Origin of the sequence: Rohdeia mirabilis, from assembly GCA_007750655.1 — a bacterium.
Classification (GTDB): domain Bacteria; phylum Planctomycetota; class UBA1135; order UBA1135.
Genome location: CP036290.1, coordinates 3,071,448 through 3,095,689 on the forward strand (window position 1 = coordinate 3,071,448; position 24,242 = coordinate 3,095,689).

The window sequence follows — 24,242 nt, forward strand, 5'->3', positions numbered from 1 at the left end:
ACGCGGGTCCGCGCCTTCGAACGAAGGCACGGACCCGCGCGCGTTCGGGAGCCACCACTTCTGGACTCGGGTGGCGCGACGGGCGCCACGCCTCAGCGCCGCTCGATCGAACGCAGCGCGAGCTCGCCGCCGTCCTCCCAGCCCACCACGTCCGCGGCGATGTGGACGGGCGACGCGCCCTCGAGGTCACTGGACGAGAAGACGCCGGCATCGAAGCCGTCGGCGGCCACCCGCAGCGCTCGGCTCCACCCGGTGGGACGGAAGGCGCGACCGCCTTCCTCGAAGTGTCCGTTCGCGACGATGGCGAGGTCGGCCGGCGCGAAACCCGTCTCGCGGATGGCGACCGGCACGCTCGCGAGGTCCATCGCCACGTCGGGGCCGCAGTTCAGCTGGACGAGATTCGTCTGCAGATCGATGTGGATGGAGTTGACGCCTTCCAGGCGCCCGAGGCCGTCGTCGACGGCCGCGACGCAGGACATTCACTCCATCCCGAGCGCCTTCACCGACACCCCTTCGAGGCCGCAGCACCCAGCCGTGCGCTGTCCGGCCAAGGGGAGACCGCCCGTCGCGCATCCGAGTGCGGTGAAGGCCGTGGCGCCCAGGAGGGCGAGGGAGAGAAGGTCGCGTCGTCGCATGGTCGTCGTCGTTCTGTTCGTCGTCCGGCCCGGAGTGTGGTCGCGGTCGTCGCTCGAGCACCCGGTAGGCGCTCAAAGATACCAGCGCAATGCCAGCAGCCACGCCCATTCGCGTTCGCCGAGCGCGTCGTCGATGCCGTCCGCGATCGGAAGGGCCAGGCTCGCCTGGACGAGGAGGTCGTCCCGCGCGAAGACCTGCACACCCGGAGCGAGCCAGGCCTCGAAGCCCGCGTCCGAGAGCGCGACCCCTTGCAGCTCGCTGTTCCCGCGCCAGGTCCCGATCAGCTCGAGAACGCCGCGCACCTCGATCACGTCGAGATCCTCGAAGACCGCGGGACGGAGCCGGTACCACCAGGCGGCGGCGACCTCGACCTCGCCGCCGAGTTGGAACCCGCCGGCCTCGTCGCTCCAACGGAAGCCGGCCGAGAAGGACAGGCGGTGGCGGTCGCGGATGAACGAGGCCACGGCGCCGGCGCCCAGGCCCACCGACCCGAGGCCGAGTTGGAGCTTGCGCGGCAGCAGCACGCCGCCCGACACGAGCGCCTCGTCGTCGCCCGTGGGCAGCCGCGCCGTCGCGTACACGGCGTAGCGCGTCGAGCGCATCACGGCGTCGGACTGGTGGAGCGAGTGCTGCACACGCAGTCCCACGTCGCCGAGTCCCGTGTCCACGTCCGCGAGCGCCCCGAACTCGGCGTCGTTGCGCACGACGGGAACCGTCACGTCGAGACTCGTCGCTCCGCTCAGCGCGATGGCGAGACGTGTCTCGAAACGCACCTGCTGGAGGTTCTCGAACGAACGCACTTCGACGGTCTCGGTCACCTGGGGCGTCTCGCGCGACGTGATCCCGGCGTTCGCGACGCGGATCTGAGCGGCGGCGGTCGGAGCGAGGAGCAGCGCCACGGCGAGGGCGGCCGACGCGAGTCGGACGAGAGGAGTGCCGTCGCGCAGGGCGCGGGCACCGAAGGACAGCTGTCTGGCGTCGCTCATCCGGGTGAGCATAGCGAGCCACCGCCCGCGGACGTCGGACGCGGCGGCCTGCGACCCGGTGCGCCAGGTCCCGTGCAGCGTCGCCGCGCCAGGACGCTGGCCCGCGCATCAGCCGCGTTTCCGTGCACGAGACACCGCCTTGAACCGGCCTCGGTGAACCGGGCCCCGAGCGACCGACGCGCGAGTCCCCCGCTCAGGTCGAACTCGCCCGCGTACGACGCGCGCGATCCAGGTGGATCGCCACCAACGTCACGTCGGGCGGGTTCACCCCGGCGATGCGACCGGCCGCACCCAGCGTGCGCGGGCGCAGGAGGGCGAGCTTCTCGCGCGCTTCGGTCTTGAGGCCCGTGACCGACCCGAAGTCGAAGTCGTTCGGGATCTCCGTGTGCTCCTGGCCGCGCAAGCGCTCGACGTCGCGCTGTTGGCGCTCGACGTAGCCGGCGTACTTCACGTCGGCCTCCACCGCCACCGCGAGGTCCGGTGCGAGATCGAGCGCCGCCACCCGCTCGTCCGCCGCGGCCAGATCGGCGAACGTCGTGTCGGGGCGCGCCAGCCGCTCGAGCAGCGTGCGCCCGCCGTCGCCGGGACGCCGGATCGACGCGAGCAGTTCGCGCGCGGCCGCGACGTCGCTCGCGCGGCGCGCATAGAGGCGTTGCGTGTCCGCGTCGATCAGCCCGAACGCCGCGCCCTTGGCACCGAGTCGCTTGTCGGCGTTGTCGTGGCGCAGCATCAAACGGTACTCGGCACGGCTCGAGAACATGCGGTACGGCTCGACCGGGTTCGACACGGTCAGGTCGTCGATGAGGACGCCGATGTAGGCCTCGTGCCGCGCCAGCACGAACGCCGGGCGCTCGCTCGTCCACAGGGCCGCGTTGGCGCCGGCTACGAGCCCTTGAGCCGCGGCTTCCTCGTAGCCGCTCGTACCGTTGATCTGACCGGCGAGGTACAGGCCGGGCACGTCGCGCAGTGCGAGCGTGGGGTCGAGCTGGAACGGCTGGACGAAGTCGTACTCGACCGCGTACCCGTGGCGTTCGAACCGCGCGCGCTCCAGTCCCTCGACGCTGCGCACGAATTCTTCCTGCACCTCGGCCGGCAGACTCGTCGAGAGGCCGTTCACGTAGACCACGTCCGTCTCGAGGCCTTCGGGTTCGAGGAACAGCTGATGGCGATCGCGGTCCGCGAAGCGCACGACCTTGTCCTCCACGCTCGGGCAGTAGCGCGGTCCGATGCCCTCGATCGTCCCCGAGTACATCGGCGAACGGTGGATGTTCGCGCGGATGACGTCGTGCGTGCGCTCGTTCGTGTACGCGAGGTGGCAGGCGATCTGGCGCAGGGCGGGGAACGCCGCGCGGTCGGTCCTCAGGCTGAACGGCTGCGGCAGCGCGTCGCCGTGCTGTTCCTCGAGACGCTCCCAGTCGATCGAGTCGCTCGCGAGACGCGGCGGTGTCCCCGTCTTGAGGCGTCCCGTCACCAGTCCGAGTGCCACGAGATCGGCGGTGATCCCGGTCGCGGCCGATTCCCCCACCCGTCCGCCGGCCGTGCGTTCGTCGCCGGTGTGCATGACCGCCGACAGGAACGTACCCGTGGTCAGGATCGTCGCTCCCGCGCGCAGCGTGCGCCCGTCGCCGAGCACGATGCCCGCGACGCGCGTGCGCCCGCGACCGTCGTCCTCGAGGACGAGACGTTCGGCGCCGCCCGCGACGATCTCGACGCCGTCGGCCGCGGCGACCATGGCCGTGGCTTCCTCGCGATAGCGGTGCCGATCGGCCTGGGCCCGCGGCGCCTGCACCGCATAACCCTTGGCCGTGTTCAACATGCGGAACTGGATGCCGGTGCGGTCGATGACCGTCCCCATCGCTCCGCCCAGAGCGTCGACCTCGCGCGCCAGCTGACCCTTGCCGAGCCCACCGATCGCCGGGTTGCAACTCATCTCACCGATGCGGTCGAGCCGGAACGTCACGAGCGCCGCGCGTGCGCCCAGTCGAGCGGCGGCGAGCGCGGCCTCGATCCCCGCGTGCCCGCCCCCCACGACGAGGACGTCGTACTGCGCGCCGCGCGCGGGTGCGGGGTGCGGGTGGCTCGCGTCGAGCGGGGCCGGGTCGAAGTGGGTCGATTCCGTGGACACTGAAGATCGAGAGGCGCCGGCGTTCGGCGGACGGTCGGACGGTCGGACGGTGCTGGAGACGCGATTCGCGCGCGGGGCGCGGCGCTCGGCGCGCATTGGAACCGGGGCGGGCGCCGACCGCGAGCGGCATTCGAGGGCGGTGAGGGCTACGGGCGGCGGCGGCCGACGGTCGATGAGGGTCAGCGTGTACGCCTGGGTCTTCCGCCACCGCCACGGCCTGCGGTCCATCTACGGACTGCCGCCCGAACCCCGCATCGCGGGGCTGCTGGCCGCGTCGCGCGCCCCCGTCGCGCCGAGTCGCGGTCGCGAGGAGCGACGCCCCGCCGCGCGACGCCCCGAACCCGCGCTCGAGGCCGAGGGCACGGGCGCGCAGGGTTCGGACCGCGTCCGGCAGCTGACGATCCGCCCGCTGCCGCGCCGTACCTGAGCACCTTCGGGCCGCTAGACTGCTGCGATGCTGCGTCTGCTCCTGTTCATCTCCCTGGCCGTCGTTCCGGCTCTGTCCGAGCCCCTTCGCGCCGAGGCGACGCGCGACGACCGCGAGTCGCTCGAGGACCTGCGCGAGCGCCTGTCCGCCGAGTTGGCCGCGCAGGTGGCCGAGGTCCAACCGCGCGTCGACGCCCTCCTGCTCGAGATCGCGGCCGCGCGCCGTGAACGCAGCCCGCGCCGCGCCGCCGAGAAGCGCGAGGCCCTCGCCGCCCTGCCCCCCGCCGCGGCCCTCGTGCTCGTGGAGCGCCTCGAGGTCACGGACGAGGAGGACGAGGCCCAGATGTGGCGCGCGCTCGAGGCCGGTTACGCCCTGCGGCGCGTGTCGAGCGCGGCCATCCTCCCGCGGCTCGACGAGCTCAGCAACCACACGACCGCCACCACGCGCCGCCTCGCGATCGCCGCGCTGGGCGCCGTTCCGAACCCCACCGGCGCCGCGCGCAGCCTGACCGCGCTCTACGCCAAGCGCTCGGGCGCCGATCGCGCGGAGGTTCTGGGTGCGCTCGTGCGACTGGGTGGACCGGACAGCGCGACCGCGTTCGAGGACGCGGTGACGCGCGCCGATCGTCAGAGCGTCGCAGCGGCCCTGTCCGCGGCGGCCGCGCGCGTAGCGGTCGAGTACGAACCGATCGTCGACGCGGCGCTCGCGAACCAGGACCTCGCGAAGGACGTCTGGAGCCCCCTGCTCGAGTTCATCGAGTCGAAGTCGGGCCCCATCGAGCCCGAACGCGTGAAGCGGCTGGTGGCACTGCCCCTCGCCGGAAGTGTGCGAGGCGACGACGCCGCCGAACTGCTCGAGCGCGTCGGGCGGCTCGATCTCGCTCGCCGCCACGTGGAGGACGAACTGGACGCGCTCACGCGTTCGAGTTCGGAGCGCATCGCGACGGCGGCGCTGGTGGCGCTCACGCGCATGGGCGATCGCGAGGCGAAGGACCAGCTGATGGAGAAGCTGGACGAGGACGTGGACGAGGCGGACAAGGGCCTGCCGAATCCGCTGCGCGCGCGCGGCCAGATGAAGATGCGCATCGGCGACTACACCGGCGCGATCAACGACCTCAAGAAGGCGCTGCGCGAGGCGAAGGGTCAGGGTGGTTTCGTGCTGCGCGAGATCAACGTGGACCTGGCGCGCGCCTACCTGTTGAACGAACGCCTCGACAAGGCGGCGGGTGCCCTCGAGGACGCCGACCTGACCAATCCGCGCCGCGAGGAGTTGGCCGCACTGCGCGAGTTCCGCGTCCTGGCCGAGCACCCGCGCTACGGCGAGGTCTTCGAGCCGCGCTAGGTCTGGGGGCGCGCGTTCTGGCCGAGCACTGCCCGGCGGGCGCCGTCGCGACAGCGGGACCTGGCGAGCGCGCCGCTGGAGGTCCGCGGGCGCGAGGGTCGATCCACCCGGCGTGACCCCCGCCCCGCACGACCCCACGCACGACCGCCCGGCCGCGGGGGCCGCTGCCCCAATGACGGACGGACTGCCGCGCGGAGCGAGCCGGCGCGCTCGGATCGCCGAGTTCCTGCGGCGCACGGCCAACGCCTGCGTGCGCGCCACCGAGCGCCTGCTCTTCCGCCGTGGGACCGCGGAACCCGAACGCGTCGGCGTGTGGCGCGTGGGCATGATCGGCGACACGCTCGTCGCCCTGCCGGCGCTGGCCGCCGTGCGTGCCGCCCACCCGAACGCCGAGTTGGTGCTGTTCACCTCGCCCGGACCCGCCGACGCACCGGGAGCGGCGGAACTGCTCGAACACTCGTCCGCGGTCGATCGCGTCGTGCGCTGGACGCGTGAGGACCTGGCCCAGGGTGGCCTGCGCGAGCTGTGTCGTCGCCTGCGCGAGGCACCGGTCGACCGGCTCTACCTCGTGCCCCAGGACCGCACGACGCCGCGCGCCGAACTGCGGCTGCTCGTGGCCCTGCGACTCGGTGGTCTGCGCGACGTGCGCGGTGCGAACGTCACCACCGCGCACTTCCTCCCGGCGCCGCTGGCCCGCGCCCACGATCGCGAGTTCGTCTGGCGGCCGATCGCGACGCGCCTCTGCGAACAGGTCGAGAGCGCGATCGCCGACGGGCGGACGAGCGGCGCCGAGTTCGACGCGAACCGAGCGTCGGGCGTCCACGTGCTCGAGATCGACGCACCGCGCCGCGAACGCGCGCTGCTGCACCTCGCACGACTCGCGCCGGGTGGCGAACCGCTCCTGTGCCTCGCCCCGGGCGCCAAGTTGGAGCACAAGCGCTGGCCCGCCGAACGCTTCGGCGCCGTCGCTCGCGGTTGGATCGACCGCGGCGGCCGAGCCGTGGTCCTCGGCGGACCCGGCGACGTCGATCTGGCCGAACGCATCGCTCGCGCGGCCGGCGTCGACGTCCCCAGCCTGTGTGGCGTGACCGACCTGCTCGAGTCCGCGGCCCTGTTGGAGCGCGCCGACGTCCTGGTCTCGAACGACACGGGCACGATGCACCTCGGCGCCGCCGTGGGGACGCCGCTCGTCGCGATCTTCTCCGGCTGGGACCGCCGCGGCGCCTGGGATCCGTGGTGCGCCGATCCGACGCGTCCGCCCACCGTGCTGCGCCGTCAAGTCCCTTGCCATCCCTGCCTCGCCCCGGCCTGTGCGAACCGCTCCGGCGGGGTTCCGGCCTGTCTCGAGCTCTCGGCGGACGCCGTGCTGGCCGCCGCACTGCGCGGTGCGCGACGGCGCCCGAGCGCCGGCGAGCGCTCGGTCCGCCGAGCCCTGAGCGAACGGGCCGCGTAGGCCGCTCCCGGTGCTCGCGGGACGGCGTGGAAGCAGGCTTCGCGACCGCGCGACGAAGCGCCCAGCAGCGCGCCGCGCCGCCCGACCGCCGACCGATCGAGGGCTCGCGCACAGGGGGCGCAGCCCTGGGACAACGCCTGGCGGCCGCCGTCCGATCGCGCAGGAAACGGCTCCCACGGGCCGATAGCGACGGTTCGCCGGGGTCCTGCCCCCCCACGCGCGCGCCCCTTCGCGCGGCGCCCGATCACCCTCATTCGCCCATGTCGTCCGTGCGTCCCAACGACTCCCATCGCCTCGGCACCGCGTGCCGCGTGCTGCTCCTCACGCTCGCTCCGGCGATCGCGGGCTGCGTCTCCGCGCCGCCCCTCGTCGAAGGCACCATCCCGGCCGAGACGTTCGGCCTGACGTCGAGCCCGCTGATCGAAACGCTCGGCCCGGGCGACACGTTGACGGTCACGGTCGTCGGACACCCCGACGTGGCCCGGCCGGAGATCCCGCTGCGCATCGACGCCCAGGGCAACGTGAACCTGCCGCTCACCGGTCCGGTCCAGGTCTCGGGTCTGACGGTCTCCCAGGGTCGCGAGCGCATCGAGGCCGAGTTGGCGCGCTTCCTCGTCGACGCGCGCGTCGGTCTCGCCGTCGCCGAACCCGCATCCCGCCAAGCGTTCGTCCTCGGTCAGGTCAACACCCCCGGCGCCTACGTGCTCGACCGCCCGGTGAACGCACTGCAGCTGCTCGCACTGGCGGGTGGCGCGATCAACGGCGCCGACCGCGAGAACGTCGCGCTCATGCGCGAGCGCGACGGCGAACTCGAGGTGCACTTCTTCGACGCCGGGACGCCCGACGTGAACGGCCTGATCGCCGTCCACCCCGGTGACCTGGTGTTCGTGCGCCTCTCGAGGGGCGGCGCGTTCAAGGAACAGATCGTTCCGGTGCTGCAGGCCGCGGCTCCGATCTTCAGCTCGCTCACGAGCCTCATCATCGTCTCGGACGCACTGAAGGACTGATGCCGCTCACCCACGAAGGAACCGATCGCAACGGTTCGCCCGATCCCGCCGCCGGTCTGCGCCACGTCCTCGACCTGGCGCTGCGCCGGCGCCTCGCGCTCGCCCTGTTCGCCGTCGCCGGCCTCGGCCTCGCGCTGGGTTGGATCGGCGCCCAGGCGCCCGTCTACCGCGCGACCGCCACGGTCCTGATCGACGAGCAGGACGGCGCGTCGGCCACGCTCAGCGAACTGTCGCTCTTCGGCAGCGCGCCCCGCGCCTCGGCCGAGATCGCGTTGCTCTCGTCGCGAGCGCTCGCGGAGCAGGTGGTCGCGACCCCTGCGGACGTCCTGGACGCCGACGAGCGTGCGCGCCACCTCGGTCTCGAAGCGCAGGTCGACGACCTCGCCCGACGCCCGCTCGCCGCCGCCGTCGGACGCCTCACCGGCCAGATCCCCGCTCCGCGCATCGCCGTGCGCAGCGAACGCCTCGACGGCTCCGCTCCCGAACGGGTCCGTCTGCGCTTCGTGAGCCCGACGCGCGTCGAACTCGCCGCCCTGGGCGACATGGCCTACGCCGAGCACTTCGGGTCCGACGCGACCGAGCTCGACTACGCCGCCGGTGAACCCGTCGAGTGGTCCGGACTGCGACTGTGGATCGATGCGGACGCGGATCGCTCGCTCGGCACGTACGTCGTCCACGTGCGCACGCCCGACGACGCCGCGCGCGATCTGATGAACAACACGCGCGTCATGGAGACGCAGCGCAACTCGGGCGTCCTCGAACTGACCGTCTCCGACAGCGACCCGCTGCGCGCGGCGGCCAAGGCGAACGCCCTGTGCCTCAACTACTTCGACCTCAAGGTCGAACGCAGCCGACGCCGCGCGTCCCAGTCGATCGGCTTCATCGAGGACCAGCTCGACGAGCAGACCGCCGCGCTGGAGACGGCCGAGGCGGACGTCGTCGCGCTGCGCAAGCAGTACCCCGACCTGATCGACCTGACCACGTCGGCCGGACGCATCGTCGAGCAGCTGTCGGGCTTCGAGGTCGAACGTCTGCGTCTCGACCTCGCGCGCCACGCCCTCGAGGAAGCGCTGGAACTGACCCAGGCCGGTGACGATCGCGGACTGTCGCAGTTGTCCTCCGAGCTGGCCGACCCGCTGTCGAAGGGTCTGGTCGAACGGCTCGAGACCCTCGGCCTCGAGCGTTTCGCCGCGGCGCGCGCCGACGGGGGTCCCTACCGCACGCTCCTCCAGCAGCGCGCCGTCGAGCTCGACGAACGCGCCGACGAGGCCCGCGTCGAGCTGGCCGCCCTGCGCGCGGTGCTGACCGCCGCCGAGGCCGACGAACAGGGCGCCTTCGCCGGACTCTCGTCGTCGCCGTCGAGCGGTGCCACCGTCGATCCGTTGACGCTCGGCTACCTGGCCGAACTGGGTCGCCTGCAGAGCCAGCGCGAGGTTCTCGCCAGCACCTACACCGTCGAACACCCCGAACGCGCGCGGATCGAGCGCGCGATCGTCGAACTGCGCGCGCGTCTGACGCAGAACCTCGCGCAACGCGCCGAAGCCCTGGCCGCCCTGGCCGACGATCGCGACGAGCTCGCCGCCACCGCCCGCGACGCCGCCATGGCCCAGTCGGGACGCGACCTCGAGTCGATCGACGCCGCCCTCGCCGCCACCCGTGCGCGCATCGCCGACCACCTGGCGTCGCGCCGCGAAGCGCTCGGGCGTCAGTACACCGAACTCGACCGCGTGTGTGCGGACCTCGAGGCCCAGCTCGGCGCCCTGCCCGAGAAGGAACGCCTCCTGGCCGCCCCGCTGCGCCGCCTCGAGACGCACAAGGAACTGACCGCGCTCTTGCTCAAGAGTCTCCAGGAGGCTCAGATCGCGCGCGCGTCGGCCCTCTCGTCGGCGGACTTCGTCGACCGCGCCGCCGCGCCCGACCGCCGCTACGCCCCGCGCATCGGGTTCACGCTCGGACTCGGTCTCGTGGCCGGTGTCCTCGCCGGACTGGCGCTGTTGCTCGTTCGCGAGCACCTGGCCGAGTCCCTCGAGAGCGAAGGCGAACTCGAGCGCATCACCGGACTGCCGGTCCTCGCGTCGGTGCCCGACTTCAAGGACGGCGGCCGCGTCGCCACGCGCACCAAGGACTTCGTCGCCATGCGCGACGATCCGTCGGGACCCGTGGCCGAGGCCTACCGTTCGCTGCGCGCGAGCCTGCGCTTCGCCGTCGGCGACCTCGGTCAGATGCGGACGCTCGCCGTCACGTCGTCCGCTCCGGGCGAGGGCAAGTCGACGACCAACATCGACCTGGCCTGGTGCCTGGCATCGCCGAGCCGCCGCGTGCTGCTCGTCGACGCCGACCTGCGCCGGCCGTCGGTCCATCGCTACCTGGGCCTGGGCGACCAGGTCGGACTCGCGGAGTGCCTCACGGACGAAGCCGACTGGCGCGAACGCCGTCAGCCCAGCGGACGCGACCACCTCGACGTTCTCGTCGCCGGTCGCAGCCGTCAGGTCAGCGCCGACCTGTTGGGCTCGGACGCGATGAGCGAACTCGTCGACGAGTGGCTCGCGGAGTACGACCTGGTCGTGTTCGACCTCCCGCCCGCGCTCGTCGTCGCCGACGTCGAAGTCTTCGCCCACCGCCTCGACGCGATCGTCCTGCTCTACCGCGCCGGCGGCCTCCCCTCGCGCGTGGTCGAGAACACGGCCAAGCGCATGCGCGCGTCCGGCGCCAAGATCGTCGGCCTCGTGATGAACGCCTGTCGCCCCGAGAAGGCCAAGGGCGCCGGTGCCTACAGCGACTACTACAAGGCGCGCTCCGCCTACTACCAGGACGACCGCAGTCCCGACCGCCAGGCGGCCTGAGATCACCATGGACATCCTGTACGTCGGCGAATTGACGCCGAACACCCGCTGCGAGCAGCGCCTGCGCGTCTTCCGCGACCTCGGGCACGACGTCACCGCCCTGCCGTTCCGCTCGATCCTCGACGGACCGCACCAGGAGCGACGTCTGCCCCCCGTGCCGCGCGTCATGAACAAGTTGGGCTTCCCGCTCGACTCCGAGAACGTCAACACGGCGCTCGTGAACATGGCGACGCGGTCGCGTTTCGACCTTCTGTGGGTCGAGAAGGCGCCAGTCCTGCGCGCGCACGCGATCGAGAGCTTCGCGCGACTCCAGCCCCAGGCGCGCCTCGTCTACTTCAGCGAGGACGACATGGCCCTGCGCCACAACGGGTCGTTCTGGTTCCGCGGCGCGCTGCCGCTCTACGACGTGGTCGTCACGACGAAGCTGCGCAACCTGGTGGACGGCGAACTCGAGGCACTGGGTGCCCAGCGCGTGGTGTACGAGCCGAAGACGTTCGACCCGAAGCTGCACCGGCCCATCGACGTGGACGCGAACACGACCGAGAAGTTCGGCGCCGACGTGTTGTTCGTCGGCACGTACGAGCGCGAGCGCGCGGCGTCGTGTCTGAACCTCGCCCGCGCCGGCATCAGCGTGCGGGTCTTCGGCATGGGTTGGCAGCGCTTCGGCGAGAGCCACCCGAACCTGCGCGTCGAAGGGCGCGCGATCGGTGGCGACGACTACGTGGCCGCGCTCTGCAGCTCGAAGATCGCCCTCGGCTTCCTGCGCCGCGCCAGCCGCGACGAACACACCGACCGCTCGGTCGAGATTCCGGCCTGCGGCGGGTTCATGCTGGCCGAGCGCAGCTCCGAACACCTCGAACTGTTCCGCGACCACCGCGAGGCCGTCTTCTTCGACGGCGACGACGAGTTGATCGGACACGTGGAGCGCTACCTCGGCGACGACGAAGCGCGGCGTTCGATCGCCGCCGCGGGCCGCCGACGCTGTTTGGATTCCGGCTACGACCACGCCTCGGCCTGCCGCCGCATGTTGGCCGCCGCGAGCGGAGCGCCCCACCGCTCCGAGCGCGACGCACGCCCGGTCGCCGGCGAACGGCACTCGACCACCTCGCGCGAGGTCGCCTGATGTCCGTCGACCGAACCGTCGTCAGCGTCATGGGACGCTTCCACGCCTTCGACCTCGCGCGCGAACTCGATCGACGCGGCCGCTTGGCGAGGTTGTTCACGAGCTACCCCAGCTCGCTCCTGCCCCGCTTCGGCCTCGATCCGGCCATGGGCCGCACACTGCCCTGGGTCGAGCTCTCCACGCGCGCCCTGCGCAAGGTCGCGCCCGAGCGCGGCCGTCGCCACGCCCCGTGGTTCGCGCGCCGCTACGACCGCTGGGTCGCAGCGCAGCTCGAGGAGGGCCCGAGCGCCTTCATCGGTTGGTCCGGGCAGTGCCGCGCGAGTCTCGAACGCGCGCGCGACCTCGGCATGACGACCATCGTCGAGCGCGGCAGCGCCCACATCGAGGTCCAGCGCGACCTTCTGGCCGCCGAGTTCGAGCGCGCCGGCCTGCGTCCCGTCCTCCCGCACCCCGCGGTCGTCGAGGCCGAACTGGCCGAGTACGAACTCGCCGACTTCGTCCAGGTTCCGTCGGAGTTCGCGCGCGCGAGCTTCGTCGAGCGCGGCTTCGATCCCGCCAAGATCCTCGTCAACGCCTACGGGGTCGAGCTGGGAGCGTTCTCGCCGCCGGTGCGCCAACCCGCGGGCTTCCGCGTCCTCTTCTGCGGTCGCGCGAGCGTCCAGAAGGGTATCGGCCACCTGCTCGCGGGATTCGCCGCGCTCGACGCACCCGAAGCCGAGCTGTGGATCCAAGGCGCCGTCGAACAGGACGCCGAGCACTACCGCGCCGAGTGCACGGACGAGCGCGTGAAGTGGCTCGGGCACCGTCCTCAACACGACCTGCCCAGCGTCTACCGCGAAGCGCACGTCTTCTGCCTGCCCTCGATCCAGGACGGGTTCGGACTCGTCGTGCCCCAGGCGATGGCCAGCGGCCTGCCCGTCGTCGTGACCTCGAGCACCGGCGCCGCCGACATGGTGCGCGAGGGCGTGGACGGACACGTCGTTCCTCCCGGTGACGCCGCCGCGATCACCGCCGTGCTGCGCAACCTGCACGCCGACCGCGAGCGCTTGCGCACGATGTCCGCGGCCGCCGCCGAGCGCGTGGGCTCGGGTTGGTCCTGGAGCGACTACGGCGCGCGAGCGGTCGAACTGCTCGAACGCGCACGCGCCATGTGCGGTCACGCACCGGTCGTGATCCCCGGACCCGGAGCGGCGACGACCCTGCGGAGGGCCGGCTGATGGACACGCGCATCCCGCTCGTCTACGTGCTCTCGAACGGGCGCTCGGGTTCGACGTTGCTCGAACTGCTGCTCGGGAACCACCCGCGTACCTGGACCGTCGGCGAGCTCCAGGTCCTGCCGCACGACCTCGTGCACGAGACGGCGAGCTGCGGCTGTGGCACGCGCACTTCGGAGTGCGCGTTCTGGACCGAGGTGCTGGACGGCGCCGAGCTCGCGAACGAGCGCGCGGACCTGACCCAGTTCCGCGCGACTCGCAACCACGGCAAGGTGCTGCGGCGCGAGCACTTCACCGACCTGTTGGCCGGCGCCGTCGCGCGTCCGCGCCAGGGTCGGGCCGCGGCCTACGGCGAACTCAACCACGCGCTGCTCGAACGCGTCCGCGCCGAGGCCACGCGGCGACGCGGCGGCGAGGTCGACTGGATCGTCGATGCGTCGAAGGACCCCTACCGGCTCCTGTGGCTGGCGGACAGCGGCCGCTTCGATCTGCGCGTCGTGCACCTGATCAAGGATCCGCGCGCGTTCGTGCACTCGATGACGCGCGGCGAGGGCGGTCCGCGTCCCGCCGACGTGCTGCGCCTGGCGTCGCGCTGGGCGATCGAGAACACGGCGATGCAGCGCCTCGTCGCGCGCGCCTTCGACCCGTCGCAGGTGCGAACGGTGCGCTACGAGACGCTCGCCGGTTCGCCGCGCGAGACCCTGGACGACCTCGGTGCGTGGCTCGGACTCGACTTCCCCGCCGATTGGCACGAGGGCGCGTTCCGCAGCGGCGAGAGCCATGCCGTCAGCGGCAACCAGACGCGCTTCCGCGCCGGCGGCGTGCGACTCGACGAACGGTGGCGCGAACAGGCTCCGGCGTGGGTGAAGAACACCGTGTGGCTCGCGACCGCGCCCGCTCGGGCGGCACTGGCCCCGCGATGAATCCGTCGCGGGCCAGCGCTGCTCCCGACGCGAGCGCACGGTCGGCGATGTCGCCCGCGGACGCGTCGCCGTCCGACGTGGCGCGCCCGGTGTGGAAGCACGCCGGCTACCTGCTCGCGAGCGGCTGGACCCAGGCCGCCGTTGCCTTCGGATCGAACCTGATCCTGGTGCGCCACATCGCGCCCGAGGGCTTCGGACGCTTCGCACTCACGCTGGCGTCGTTGACGCTCGTGTACGCGTTCGCGTCCCTGCGCCCGGGTGCGCTCGTGATCCGCGAGGGGCGCTCGCAGACCGCGGAACGACGCGCCTTCCTGTGGAACGCGTGCGTGCAAGAGGCGGCGATCCTCGGCCTCGTGTCGGCCGCGCTGCTCGCCGCCCAAGGCGCCGACGCGTTCGGCTGGAGCATGTGGGCCGTCGTCTGGCTCGCGCACTTCGCAGCCCAGTCGCGCGGCTTCCTCGAACGCCAACAGGCCTACGGCTCGCTGTCGGTGATCGAGAGCGGCTCGCACCTCGTGGCCCACGGCGCCGCGATCGCCGCGGTCCTGTGGGGCGCCGGGATCTGGGCGCTGCCGCTGCGCGAGGTGTTGCTGGCCGGATTGCGCATCGGCGCACTCGGTGCGATCGGTGGCCTGCCGAGCGAACGGATGCGCCTCGTGCGCCCGCGCGAGTGGCGCGCACTCGCCCGCGACGCGAAGGACCTGTGGTCCGACGGACTGCTCGAAGGTCTGCACACGCGGATCGTGGTGCTGGCCGCCGGTTGGATCGCCGGCGTGCGCGGCGCGGGCCTGTTCTTCCAGGCCCAGCGCCTCTCGCAGGTCCCCCACCAGTTCCTCCAGCCGGTCGCCGGACGTCTCGCGTTCAACTGGTTCGCGCGCGCGGAGAGCGACGGTGAGCGGGCCCTCCAGCGCAAGCGGCTGCTGTTGCTGCTGGCCGGTCCGTTGCTCCTCGCGGCGGCCGGTTGCCTGCTGCTGGCCGAGCCGGTCGTGCCGTGGCTCCTCGGAGCCGAATGGGCCGAGGCCGCGCCGCTGCTCGCGAGTCTTTGCGGCGTGGCGGGCGGCATGAGCCTGCTCGCGCTGGTGAAGATGGAGCTGCTCGCGACCGGTCGCTTCCGCGCGCTGTTGATGCTGCGCCTGGCCCAGTTCGCGGGCCTTGCGACGGCCGTTCCTCTGCTCGCGATCTGGCCCGAGCTGGGCGTGCGCGCGCTGGGCATCGCACTGAGCGTCGGGATCGCCGCCGGCGTGGTGGCGGGCCGTCGGGCGCGCTGAGCGGCGCCGGGATCGGTCGAACCAGGGCGGCGGCAGACCAAGAGTGGCCCCGTGCTCGCTCTCAACGACCGATCGTAGGATCCAGCTCGTTCGCGCGCGCGAAGTCGGCCGCGGCACGAACGTGATCGCCCACGTCCTGGTAGGCGACTCCGCGGTTGTGCAGGGTCCACGGATCGTCGGGCTCGAGTTCGAGGGCGCGCGTGTAGAGGTCGATCGCGTCCAGGTTGCGCTCGAGCACCTGCAGCCGCAGCCCTTCGTGACGCAGCCACGGCGCGCTCCACGGCAGGTAGTGGAACGGCAGCGTCGCGATCGCGAACACGAGCACGAGCAGCGCACCGCCACCGAGGCGCCACTTCACCGGCCGCCCGTGCCAGCTGGCGGCGATCGCGACGCCCGCGACCAGTCCGCCGCCGTGCGCCAGGTTCGCGATCGGCATCAGACCGGTGAGGTCGGCCGGGATGCACAACAGGCCCCAGATCACGAACAGCTGCACGATCTGGGGAGCCAGTTGGAACTCGCGGTCGAAACGCGAGCGCATCCAGAAGTAGCCGAACAGTCCGTAGCCGATGCCGGACAGACCGACGCCCGTGCGCCCCATCAGCGCGATCTCGAAGCCCGACGCGGCGAAGGCCGTCGCCGCCGCCAGCCCCAGGAATCCCACCGAACCGAGGCGCCGCTCCAGCTCGCCGCCGAGCGCCCACAGCCAGTACAGGTTGAAGACGAGGTGCAGGACGCCGACGTGCGGGAAGACCGCCGTCAGATAGCCCCACCAGGCACCATCCCATATCTGGTGGAGCCCGTAGTGACCGAGCCAGTTGGCCGAGTCCCAGTCGGTCCCGGCGTCGGGCATCTGCGACAGGATGAAGATCCCGGCGGCGGCAGCAGCCAGGGCAGTCGTCACGGGACGCAGTTCGTTCACGATCCGAACGCCCCTCGCACGGCGTCGAGGCTCACCACTTCTTCACGCGCTTCAGGTAGTCGGAGAGCTCGTCGTACTGGCCACCCTCGTTCGCGTAGCGCGCGTAGTTGCGAGCCGCGGCGAACCACTCGGCGGCCGAACTCGACACGTCGCGTGCGGCCTTCTCCAGGTCCTTCTGCCCCACCGATCCGACCTTCCCGGAGCGCAGGGACTGCTCGAGGGCGCGCTCGGCCGCGCGTTCGGCCACCGACACGAGATCGGCGCCGGTCAGAAGATCCGTCTTCGCGACGACCTTCGAGAGGTCCAGTTCGGCGCCACCCGGCACCTTGGCGAGCGCGCGCCGCAAGAGTTCCCGCCGCGCGTCCGCGTCCGGCGGCGTGACCAGCAGCGTGCGATCGAAACGGCCCGGCCGGCGGAACGCGGCGTCCACCGCCCAGGGCGTGTTCGTCGCGGCGAAGACGAGGACGTCGGTGTTGGAACCGGCCATCCCGTCCATCTCCTGCAGCAGTTGGTTCACGATCGTGCGCCAGAAGTGACTGCTGCCACCCGAGCGTCCACCACCGATCGCGTCGAACTCGTCGAAGAACAGGACCGTGGGCTTGCGGCGGCGTGCCTCCTCGAAGATCGCGTGGAGCGCCTTCTCGCTCTCGCCGATGTAGCGGTCGAGCACGTCGTGCAGGCCGATCGACACGAAGCTCGCGCCGAGCTCGCCGGCGGTCGCGCGCGCGACGAACGTCTTGCCACAGCCGGGCGGCCCGTAGAGCAACACGCCGCCACCGCCCTTGCGCCCGAACGCCGCGTAGACCTCGGGGTTCTTGAAGGGCGCGATGATGCGCAGTTCGACCTGGCGCTTCACCTCCTCGAGTCCCACGACGTCGTCGAAGGTGATGCGCAGATCGCCCCAGTCGAACTGCTCGGCCCAACCCTCGAGGTCGTCCGGGTCGCGGTCGGCAAGCGCCTGTTCGGGCGGCGCGCCCTGGTCGGAGCCTGCGGTCGGCGCGGTGTTCGCTCGTTGCGCCGGCGCGGCGGGATCGGCAGGCGCTGGACGCGGCTCGCTCGTGGGCGTGCTCGCCGCGCCGGAAGCATCGTCGGAAGCACCGCCCGGAGCGTCGTCGTCCGCGAGCTGCTCGAGAAGCTCGGGCCACTGCGCCGCCAAGCGCTCGCGCGTCGCCTCCTCACCGTCCACGTCCCGCCGAGCGCGGTGCACCCGAACGAGCTCGAGCAGCGTCGCACCGTCGGGCGCGCGCTCGACCAACTCCTCGGCGCGGATCAACGCCTCCGCCAGATGGCCTCCGCGGCGCAGAGCGCGGATCAACCGCGGCTCGGCGTCGGCGCGCGTGGCATCGATCTGCGCCGCGTTGCGCAAGGCCGCCAACTCGGCGTCCACGCGCCCGGCGGACTCGAGGCGCTCGGCGTAATGCAGCCACAGGACACCGTTGCGCGGATCCGCCGCGAGCGCCTGTTCGAGCGCTGCCAGAAGAGGGTCGTCGGTCATTTGGTCGGAACGATCTTCATCCAGAGTTTGACGAGCGGCCGTGCGAGCCAGGTGTAGATGCACAGCCCGAGGTAGCCGAACGAGACGAAGCCACGCACGTGGTCGGGGACGTCGAGTGATCGCATGCCGGCCGACACCACGAGGAAACCTCCCCACAGGACGAACGGGCCGCCGGGCACGCGGTCGAGCACGAGACCGATGTAGTAGGCCGGCAGGTAGATCAGGCGACAGCAGCGGTCGGCTTCGACGAGAGCTTCGAGCGCGGCCTGGTCCCCGGGGGCGTGGCGCAGGACCTCGCGGAAGTGCCGGCGCGCGGCGAAAGGACGTCCCGTCGAGAGGCAGACGTGACCCTTGGCCCAGTGCGAACTGTCCTCGTCCGGCGCGAAGTGCAGCGAGATATCGCTGTGCGCGTGGGCCGCCCCCGACTTGTGCCGTTCGGTCGCGATCGCGCTCAACAGTTGGTGCGCGGACACGAGCCCGGGTGCGATCGCGAGCGCTCGTTCGGACAGGCGCTGCGCCTTGTCCAGTTGGCCGGCGCGGTAGGTCAGGAGCGCGTAGCGGAAGATGACTTCCGCATCCATCGGATCGATCGCCAGCGCCTCGAGGAGCGTCTTCTCGGCCTGCGAGTGCTCGCCGCTGTGCTCGTGCAATTGCGCGATGACGATGCGCGCTCGAACGTTCTCCGCGTCCACTCCGAGCGCGTCGAGCGCGGCGCGCCGTGCGTCGTCGAACTTCTCGGACTGGAACAGGACGTACGCGAGAGCCGCATGGAGTTCCGCGTTGTACGGATGGTCCGCCAACAGGCCGCGGATCTCACGCTCGGACTCCGCGAAGCGGCCGATCTCGAGCAGGCGCTGGACCTTCTCCATCCGCTGCTCGAGGATGCGTTCCTCCACGTCCTCGGCCACGGCCGGATCGAAGTCGATGTCTTCGTTCGGATCCACGATCAGACCAGTGCGAGAGTGACGACGAAGGCGATCGCCAACGCGATGATCGAAGCCACGACGATGGCGAGAATGCTCGGACCGAGGGCCTTGGCGGGTTCGTGCCCCGTGTGCAGGAAGAGTCGGAAACGCTGGCGCTGGAGCCAGTACCCCACACCGCCGAGCGCGACGCCGGCGACGCGCATCGCGAGTCGCATGTTCCTCGATGCCTCCTGCGACGTCTCCTCGGCCGAGAGCCCCAGGGACTCGCCGGCGAGGCGCGCGTCGACGGCGTACCAGGCACCCAGTGCCACGCAGGTCAGCGCGACCGCCCCGAATCCCAGACCGATGTGCAGCGCGAGACGCTGCTGTCCGAGCCGGCGCGCGTTGATCGCGAACAACAGCGCTGCACAGATCGGGCCGCCGAAGAACGACGCCAACCACAGACTCTGCGGATTGAACGCGCGGCCGAAACCGATCGCGTCGTCGCGCTCGCCGAGCGTCGGAGTGAAGAGGTCGTCGTCTCCGAAAGGGTCCTCGCCCGCGACGGGGCCCTGCCCCTGTCCCGGAGCATCTGATCGCGAGCGCAGAGGCATGGGCCGGGAGTCTACTCCGCGAGTTCGGCTCGGGCGAACCTGGACCGCGGACCGACTCGGTCGTCGCCGAATCCAGAGGCGCCGAGTCCAGAGGCGCCGAGTCCAGAGGCGCCGACTTGCGAGGCGCGCAGCCGGAGCCGGCTCAGTTCACCGGAACGGGCCGCGACCGGGTGACCTCGATCGCTTCGCGATACACGGCCTCCATCGCGTCGGCGCAACTCGGCCAGCCGAGCGCTTCCACGTAGGCCCGCGTCGCACCGGCGCTGGCGGCGGCGTGCGCCTGCTCGTCGAGGCACAGGCGGTCGAGGGCGGCGGCGATCAGAGCCGGTTCACCCTTGACGACGGCGCCGGCCTCGAAGCGGCTGACGAAGCTGGACATGCCGACCTCGGGCGTGACGACGACGGGACAGCCGACGGCCATCGACTCGGTCGCGGCGTTGCCGAAGTTCTCGGAGTAGGACGGTAGGACCGCCACGCGCGCGCAGTTCAGCAGCGCCCGGCGCGTGTCACCGGACGCGGACTCGAGCACCGTGATGCGATCCTCGAGTCCCAGGCGCTTGCGCATCCGCAGCACGGTCTTGAGGTAGCCGTCGTTCGGCCCGACGATCCCGAGGTGGAGCCGCTGGTCGGTCAGCGCCATGGCCTCGACCAGTCGATCGAGACCCTTCTTCCAGTTCAGTCGGCCGAGGAAGAGCACCAGGTTCTCGCGCGCGATCAGCTCGCGGAAGGCCGGCTCGAGTCGCTCGCGGTCGCCGTTCCACTCCATGCGCTCGACGCCGTTCGGGATCAGGTGCTGGGGCGGCCAGGCCAGTCCGGACAGGTTCGGCAGCTCGTCGACCTCGTTCTGCGCGGTCAGGTGCAGCGCGCCGGCGCCCTCGAGGTTCTCGCGCTCGAGCAGACGCAGCCACAGGCCCTTGCGCGCCCGACTGCGCAACGCGATCGCGTCGGCCATCAGCATCCCGCGCGGGCTGATCACGTACGGGATGCGGGCGCGGCGCGCGCTGCGAGCCGAGGCGTAGCTGAGCCAGTTGAACACGCCGTGGACGTGCGCCACGTCGAAGCGAGCCGCCGAGCGCTCGATCTCGGTGTCCAGGTCGGGCGAGTAGCGCAGCCGCGCCGGCCCCTTGGTCCTGAAGTACCGAACCGTCAGGCCGTCGAGCTCGACCGGCTCGTTGTGCGGCACGTCGAGGATGACCTGCTCGTCGCGGTTCGACGTGAACACCTCGACCTCGTGCCCGTCGGCGAGGAGCGCCTGACTGAGACCGTAGACCGATCGGATCGGTCCGCCGTACCGCCAACCGGGCAGGAACGAAGGCACCACCTGGAGGATCTTCATCGTGGGTACCCGTGTCGCGGCTGGTCGCGGTTGCGACGCGCACTCGGGTCAGCGCGACGGTAGCACGGCACCGGTCGCGCTCTCGCGCCCCGTTCCGTCGATTCTGGCCAGTGCGACGGAGCCGCCAGAACGCCGCGGACGAGCGAGCCACAGCACCCCGAAGAACAGAATCCCGATCTGCAGGGACGCGCCGAAGACGAGCGACAGGTCCGACTCGATCTGCGCCAGCGTGCTGAACAGGAGCGCCGACAGCACGACGCCGCCATCGCCCGCACCGGGGCGATTCAGTCGGTCCGACAGCCAGCGGTAGACGGCACCGAGGAAGGCCATTCCGAGCACGATCCCGGCCAGACCGAAGTTCGCGAACAACTCGATCAGCTGGGGCAGGTTGACGGAGGTCTTGAAGTCGTCCGCCGCCAGCAGCCCGTAGCGGTGCCCGAAGGCCTGCCCGAGCTCCTTGGTCGGCTTGTTCGGCCACAGCGCGCGCGGAATCACCGTCGCCGGCAGGGTCGCGAGCGTCGAACCGCCCCAGTACGGCACCGCCTGGGGACTGAGCTCCATGACCTGCCCGAGGAGCGCGACCTGGCTGACCCGGTCGAGCAACGTGCTGGCCGCGCTGTCCCCCGAGTCCTCCACCAGGCGCGAGGCCGAGAGGGCCACGAACTGCCCGGCGCGCTCGAGCGGCGCGTCGGCCACCAGGTGCGGGTGGTGCTGTTCGAGCGAGCGGAACTCCTCGGCCCCACCGCGCAGGGTCGCGGCTCCGAACGCTCCGAGCAGCATCAGCCACATGGGCACGCGGCCGCCGGTGCCCCACACGAGCATCAGGAAGAAGATGCCGGTGCGCAGGGCCTGACCGATGGCGGCGTCGGCCACCTCGCTGAACATGAGCAGCGGCGCCAGCACGAAGAACACGAGGCGCGCCGTCGAACGCGGCAGGTGCCCGCGGCGCGCCAGAACGAACAGGATGCCGAGCGCGACGGCCGTGCCCTTGGCGAACAGGTGGACGGGTTGGCGCAGGCCGCCGGGCAGCTCGAACAGGAGCGTCGACACGTGGCAGAGCGCGCCGATCGGCAGCAGGATCCAGGCCACGGTCAGCGCGCGCGCCGGATCCCAGGCCAGGCGCGCCGGGGCGCTGCCGCGATCGAGCTGGCCGAAGATGCCGTAGCCGGCGAACAGGCACACGAGCCCGACGAGTGACGCGACGAGCGCACGTTCGAGCTGTGGCACGCCGAGGTCCACGCTCATCATCCCGACGCGGTCGGCGACCAGCGCGGGCAGGGCGAAGTAGACGGCGTAGATCACGCCGAACAGCACGAGGAACGGTACGGGCCGGTCGCGTCCGATGCCGACGAGACGGCAGGCGGCGGGCGCGAGGCACAACAGGGCGAGCGCCAGCGCGACGAGCGGGACCCAGAAGCCGTGGGCGCCGAAGTCGCGCTGCGCGGCCAGGACCACGAGTCCGACCGTTGCGACCAGAAGGACGCCCCAGCCGCTGGCGCTGGCGCTGGCCGAGAGTCCGGCCGTGACCGGTTCGAGCTCGGGCGAGCGGACGAGGCGCAGCTGGGCGCCGTTCGGACTCGCGCTGTTCACGACGTGGTTCACGCGACCTCCCGCTCGAGCAGGGCGCAGGCGAAGCGCCGGGCCCAGGACGTGCCGGGACTCAGCAGGCCTTCGTGGCGGCGCCAACCGTCGAGGTCGCGCTCGCGCTCCATCCACCCCGCCAGTGCCGCGGCGCCGGTGGCCGGTCGCGGAGCGCGGTCGAAGCCGCGGTCGAAGCTGTGATCGAAGCCGCGATCGAAGCCGTGCTCCGCGGCCGGGCGCAGGGCCGTGTGGCCCTCCGGGCCCGACGGCGCGGCGACGAGGAACGGTGCGACGCGGCGCCACAGCACGATGTCGACGAGCGGCAGGCGCACTTCGAACGCGTGGGCCATGGACGCCCAATCGGTGTCGCGCAGCAGTTGGTTGCGCAGGTAGAGCGACGCTTCGAGCGCCATCACCCGCGACCAGTCGTTCGCGAGTCCGTGACCGAGTCGCGCGGCCACGTGGGCCAGCGGTTCGAGCGCGGCCAGTCCGGCGCGCGCGCGTTCGAGCCCCATCAGGCCGGGCAGTTCCTCGGGCTGGAAGAGGCCGCGGCGGCGCAGCCAGTCGGCCGGGACGTCCGTGACCGCTCCGTGGGTCGCCGTGCGATCGATCTGGACGCGCGCGAGCTCGGTGCGGCGGCGCGCCAGCGGTCCGGTGGCCTCGCCCTGCGCGTCGCGCGTCCCCGAGCTCGCGAGCAACGGGTCGTGCGCGAACTGTGCACCGAACAACTCGTCGCCACCGAGCCCGCACAACGCGGCGTGCAGACCGCGTTCCTTGGCGGCCTTGGTGACGAAGTACGTCGTCGCTCCGTCCACCGACGGCTGGTCCATGTGCAGGAGCAGGCGCGGCAGTTCGGCGCGGAAGTCGGATTCGGTCAGTTGGGCGACGCGGTGGTCGGCGCCGCTGCGCTTCGCCAGTTCGGTGGTGCGCTCGATGTCGGCACCGTCGTCGCCGTGGGCGAGCGTCACCGAGCGCAGCGGTCGCGCAGGGTCGAGCCCGCTGGCGATCGCGAGCAACGCCGCGGAGTCGGCGCTGGTGGACACGAGACAGCCGACCGACGCGTCGGCGCCGCCCAGGTGGACGCGCACGGACTCGGCCACGGCGGCCGCCACTTCACAGCGCGTCTCCATCGGACCGGGCGCCGGGTCGCCGCGCTCGGCGGCCGACGCGAGCGCCGCTTCGGCCGCGCGCAGTTCGTGATCGAGGCGGACCCAGGCGCGCGGTTCGTGCACGCCGCGCTCGTCGATCCACAGGAACGCGCCGGCGGGCAGGGCGCTGATGGCGCGGCGGATCGTGTACGGCTCGGGCACGGACCCGAACAACAGGAAGCCCGCTTCGCCGGCGGGGTCGCGGTCGAGTGGCAGCGCGCCGCCCGCTTCGAGCGCTTTGACCGACGACGCCACGCGCAGGAGACCGCCGTGCGAGGCGTAGTAGAGCGGCTTGATGCCGAACGGATCGCGCGCGATCAACAGCGCCCCGCGGCGCTCGTCCCAGAAGGTGAGGGCGAACATGCCGCGCAGGTCGTGCAGCGCGCGCTCGCCCTTCTCCTCGAGCAGTCGCAGCAGCAGCTCGGCGTCGGTGTTCGTCACGAGTCGTCGACCCGTGCGACCGGTCAGTTGGGCACCGAGGGCGGCGGTCTCGTACAGCCGGCCGTCGAACGCGAGCGCGCTGCCCGTCTCGGCCGAGGCCAACGGTTGGGCCGCGCGCGGATCGACGCCGCCGAGCGCGAACTCGCGGTGCCCCATCGCCACCCGCCGCGTGGGATGCCACCACTCGCCCGAGCCGTCCGGCCCGCGCATGGACATGCGATCGCGGACGCGCCGCAGCTCGTCGCGATCGATCGCAGGGGCGCTCTCGGAGAGGCGCAGGAAGGCGGTCAGGCCACTCATGGGTCGCGCGGGGGGGGGCGGGGCCACGGCGGCGTGGCCCTTCCCCTGATCGACGGATCGGCGGCGGGCAGCGGGGGGCCTGAGGGGGCCGTCCGAGCGGTACCAGCAGCGGTACCAGCAGCGGGAGTCGCGAGCTGGCGGCAGCGCCGAGACGGGCCCG

Annotated in this window: 20 protein-coding genes; 9 read left to right on the plus strand and 11 right to left on the minus strand. The window is 72.0% G+C overall.

The features are described from left to right. Window positions 1-92 precede the first annotated feature (92 nt). The 4 genes from Pla163_RS11445 to mnmG form a co-directional block, all read right to left on the minus strand. On the minus strand, window positions 93-479 hold the full coding sequence (locus tag Pla163_RS11445) for a heavy-metal-associated domain-containing protein (protein ID WP_145188176.1): 387 nt from the start codon (window positions 477-479) through the stop codon (window positions 93-95). After that, entirely contained in the window at window positions 480-635 is a 156-nt protein-coding gene (locus Pla163_RS19020) for a hypothetical protein (RefSeq protein WP_419185835.1), read from the minus strand. Between the two features lie 72 nt (window positions 636-707). Then, complete coding sequence (locus Pla163_RS11450) at window positions 708-1,622, minus strand: hypothetical protein (protein WP_145188179.1); 915 nt, start codon at window positions 1,620-1,622, stop codon at window positions 708-710. A 193-nt stretch (window positions 1,623-1,815) separates the two neighbouring features. Next, window positions 1,816-3,747, minus strand: coding sequence for a tRNA uridine-5-carboxymethylaminomethyl(34) synthesis enzyme MnmG (mnmG, locus tag Pla163_RS11455; RefSeq protein ID WP_419185836.1), 1,932 nt, complete (start codon window positions 3,745-3,747; stop codon window positions 1,816-1,818). Between the two features lie 172 nt (window positions 3,748-3,919). On the opposite strand from mnmG, the gene Pla163_RS11460 reads away from it, so the two are divergent. From Pla163_RS11460 to Pla163_RS11500, 9 genes are all read left to right on the plus strand, one after another. Then, entirely contained in the window at window positions 3,920-4,174 is a 255-nt protein-coding gene (locus Pla163_RS11460) for a hypothetical protein (protein WP_145188186.1), read from the plus strand. Window positions 4,175-4,201: 27 nt separating this feature from the next. Further along, complete coding sequence (locus tag Pla163_RS11465) at window positions 4,202-5,515, plus strand: tetratricopeptide repeat protein (RefSeq protein ID WP_145188189.1); 1,314 nt, start codon at window positions 4,202-4,204, stop codon at window positions 5,513-5,515. A gap of 172 nt (window positions 5,516-5,687) precedes the next feature. Further along, window positions 5,688-6,968 (plus strand): glycosyltransferase family 9 protein, encoded by a 1,281-nt coding sequence (locus tag Pla163_RS11470; protein WP_145188192.1) that lies wholly within the window; start codon window positions 5,688-5,690, stop codon window positions 6,966-6,968. A gap of 269 nt (window positions 6,969-7,237) precedes the next feature. Then, window positions 7,238-7,975, plus strand: a complete 738-nt coding sequence (locus tag Pla163_RS11475) for a polysaccharide biosynthesis/export family protein (RefSeq protein WP_419185837.1) — start codon at window positions 7,238-7,240, stop codon at window positions 7,973-7,975. Beyond that, window positions 7,975-10,818: a polysaccharide biosynthesis tyrosine autokinase gene (locus Pla163_RS11480; protein WP_145188198.1), complete on the plus strand. Its 2,844-nt coding sequence runs from the start codon at window positions 7,975-7,977 to the stop codon at window positions 10,816-10,818. Before Pla163_RS11475 ends, Pla163_RS11480 begins: the two co-directional genes overlap by 1 nt. Window positions 10,819-10,825: 7 nt before the next feature. Beyond that, entirely contained in the window at window positions 10,826-11,941 is a 1,116-nt protein-coding gene (locus Pla163_RS11485; protein ID WP_145188201.1) for a CgeB family protein, read from the plus strand. Next, on the plus strand, window positions 11,941-13,158 hold the full coding sequence (locus Pla163_RS11490) for a glycosyltransferase family 4 protein (RefSeq protein ID WP_145188204.1): 1,218 nt from the start codon (window positions 11,941-11,943) through the stop codon (window positions 13,156-13,158). The genes Pla163_RS11485 and Pla163_RS11490 overlap by 1 nt, the downstream gene beginning before the upstream one ends. Next, entirely contained in the window at window positions 13,158-14,078 is a 921-nt protein-coding gene (locus Pla163_RS11495; RefSeq protein WP_145188207.1) for a sulfotransferase, read from the plus strand. The genes Pla163_RS11490 and Pla163_RS11495 overlap by 1 nt, the downstream gene beginning before the upstream one ends. Before the next feature lie 47 nt (window positions 14,079-14,125). After that, entirely contained in the window at window positions 14,126-15,343 is a 1,218-nt protein-coding gene (locus Pla163_RS11500) for an oligosaccharide flippase family protein (RefSeq protein ID WP_419185838.1), read from the plus strand. 61 nt (window positions 15,344-15,404) lie between these two features. Here the strand turns inward: Pla163_RS11500 and Pla163_RS11505 are convergent, their stop codons facing one another. The 7 genes from Pla163_RS11505 to Pla163_RS11535 form a co-directional block, all read right to left on the minus strand. Beyond that, window positions 15,405-16,244 (minus strand): rhomboid family intramembrane serine protease, encoded by an 840-nt coding sequence (locus tag Pla163_RS11505; RefSeq protein WP_145188214.1) that lies wholly within the window; start codon window positions 16,242-16,244, stop codon window positions 15,405-15,407. 49 nt (window positions 16,245-16,293) lie between these two features. Then, entirely contained in the window at window positions 16,294-17,757 is a 1,464-nt protein-coding gene (locus Pla163_RS11510; RefSeq protein ID WP_145188217.1) for an ATP-binding protein, read from the minus strand. Next, a complete protein-coding gene (locus Pla163_RS11515; RefSeq protein ID WP_145188220.1) occupies window positions 17,754-18,701 on the minus strand; it encodes a tetratricopeptide repeat protein in 948 nt (315 codons plus the stop codon). Before Pla163_RS11515 ends, Pla163_RS11510 begins: the two co-directional genes overlap by 4 nt. Window positions 18,702-18,703: 2 nt before the next feature. Then, window positions 18,704-19,276 carry a hypothetical protein gene (locus Pla163_RS11520; RefSeq protein WP_145188223.1) on the minus strand — a complete coding sequence of 191 codons (573 nt, stop codon included), beginning with the start codon at window positions 19,274-19,276 and terminating at the stop codon, window positions 18,704-18,706. 142 nt (window positions 19,277-19,418) lie between these two features. Further along, window positions 19,419-20,612, minus strand: a complete 1,194-nt coding sequence (locus Pla163_RS11525; RefSeq protein WP_145188226.1) for a glycosyltransferase — start codon at window positions 20,610-20,612, stop codon at window positions 19,419-19,421. 48 nt (window positions 20,613-20,660) lie between these two features. After that, window positions 20,661-22,202 carry a hypothetical protein gene (locus Pla163_RS11530; RefSeq protein WP_145188229.1) on the minus strand — a complete coding sequence of 514 codons (1,542 nt, stop codon included), beginning with the start codon at window positions 22,200-22,202 and terminating at the stop codon, window positions 20,661-20,663. Between the two features lie 8 nt (window positions 22,203-22,210). After that, a complete protein-coding gene (locus tag Pla163_RS11535; RefSeq protein WP_145188231.1) occupies window positions 22,211-24,082 on the minus strand; it encodes an asparagine synthetase B family protein in 1,872 nt (623 codons plus the stop codon). Window positions 24,083-24,242 lie beyond the last annotated feature (160 nt).

Coding starts and splice junctions, on each gene's coding strand:
- Pla163_RS11500 (WP_419185838.1), top strand. CDS start 14,126: ATGTCGCCCGCGGACGCGTCGCCGTCCGACGTGGCGCGCCCGGTGTGG.
- Pla163_RS11525 (WP_145188226.1), bottom strand. CDS start 20,612: ATGAAGATCCTCCAGGTGGTGCCTTCGTTCCTGCCCGGTTGGCGGTAC.
- Pla163_RS11460 (WP_145188186.1), top strand. CDS start 3,920: ATGAGGGTCAGCGTGTACGCCTGGGTCTTCCGCCACCGCCACGGCCTG.
- Pla163_RS11480 (WP_145188198.1), top strand. CDS start 7,975: ATGCCGCTCACCCACGAAGGAACCGATCGCAACGGTTCGCCCGATCCC.
- Pla163_RS11495 (WP_145188207.1), top strand. CDS start 13,158: ATGGACACGCGCATCCCGCTCGTCTACGTGCTCTCGAACGGGCGCTCG.
- Pla163_RS11445 (WP_145188176.1), bottom strand. CDS start 479: ATGTCCTGCGTCGCGGCCGTCGACGACGGCCTCGGGCGCCTGGAAGGC.
- Pla163_RS11485 (WP_145188201.1), top strand. CDS start 10,826: ATGGACATCCTGTACGTCGGCGAATTGACGCCGAACACCCGCTGCGAG.
- Pla163_RS11450 (WP_145188179.1), bottom strand. CDS start 1,622: ATGAGCGACGCCAGACAGCTGTCCTTCGGTGCCCGCGCCCTGCGCGAC.
- Pla163_RS19020 (WP_419185835.1), bottom strand. CDS start 635: ATGCGACGACGCGACCTTCTCTCCCTCGCCCTCCTGGGCGCCACGGCC.
- Pla163_RS11470 (WP_145188192.1), top strand. CDS start 5,688: ATGACGGACGGACTGCCGCGCGGAGCGAGCCGGCGCGCTCGGATCGCC.
- Pla163_RS11520 (WP_145188223.1), bottom strand. CDS start 19,276: ATGCCTCTGCGCTCGCGATCAGATGCTCCGGGACAGGGGCAGGGCCCC.
- Pla163_RS11490 (WP_145188204.1), top strand. CDS start 11,941: ATGTCCGTCGACCGAACCGTCGTCAGCGTCATGGGACGCTTCCACGCC.
- Pla163_RS11535 (WP_145188231.1), bottom strand. CDS start 24,082: ATGAGTGGCCTGACCGCCTTCCTGCGCCTCTCCGAGAGCGCCCCTGCG.
- Pla163_RS11510 (WP_145188217.1), bottom strand. CDS start 17,757: ATGACCGACGACCCTCTTCTGGCAGCGCTCGAACAGGCGCTCGCGGCG.
- Pla163_RS11465 (WP_145188189.1), top strand. CDS start 4,202: ATGCTGCGTCTGCTCCTGTTCATCTCCCTGGCCGTCGTTCCGGCTCTG.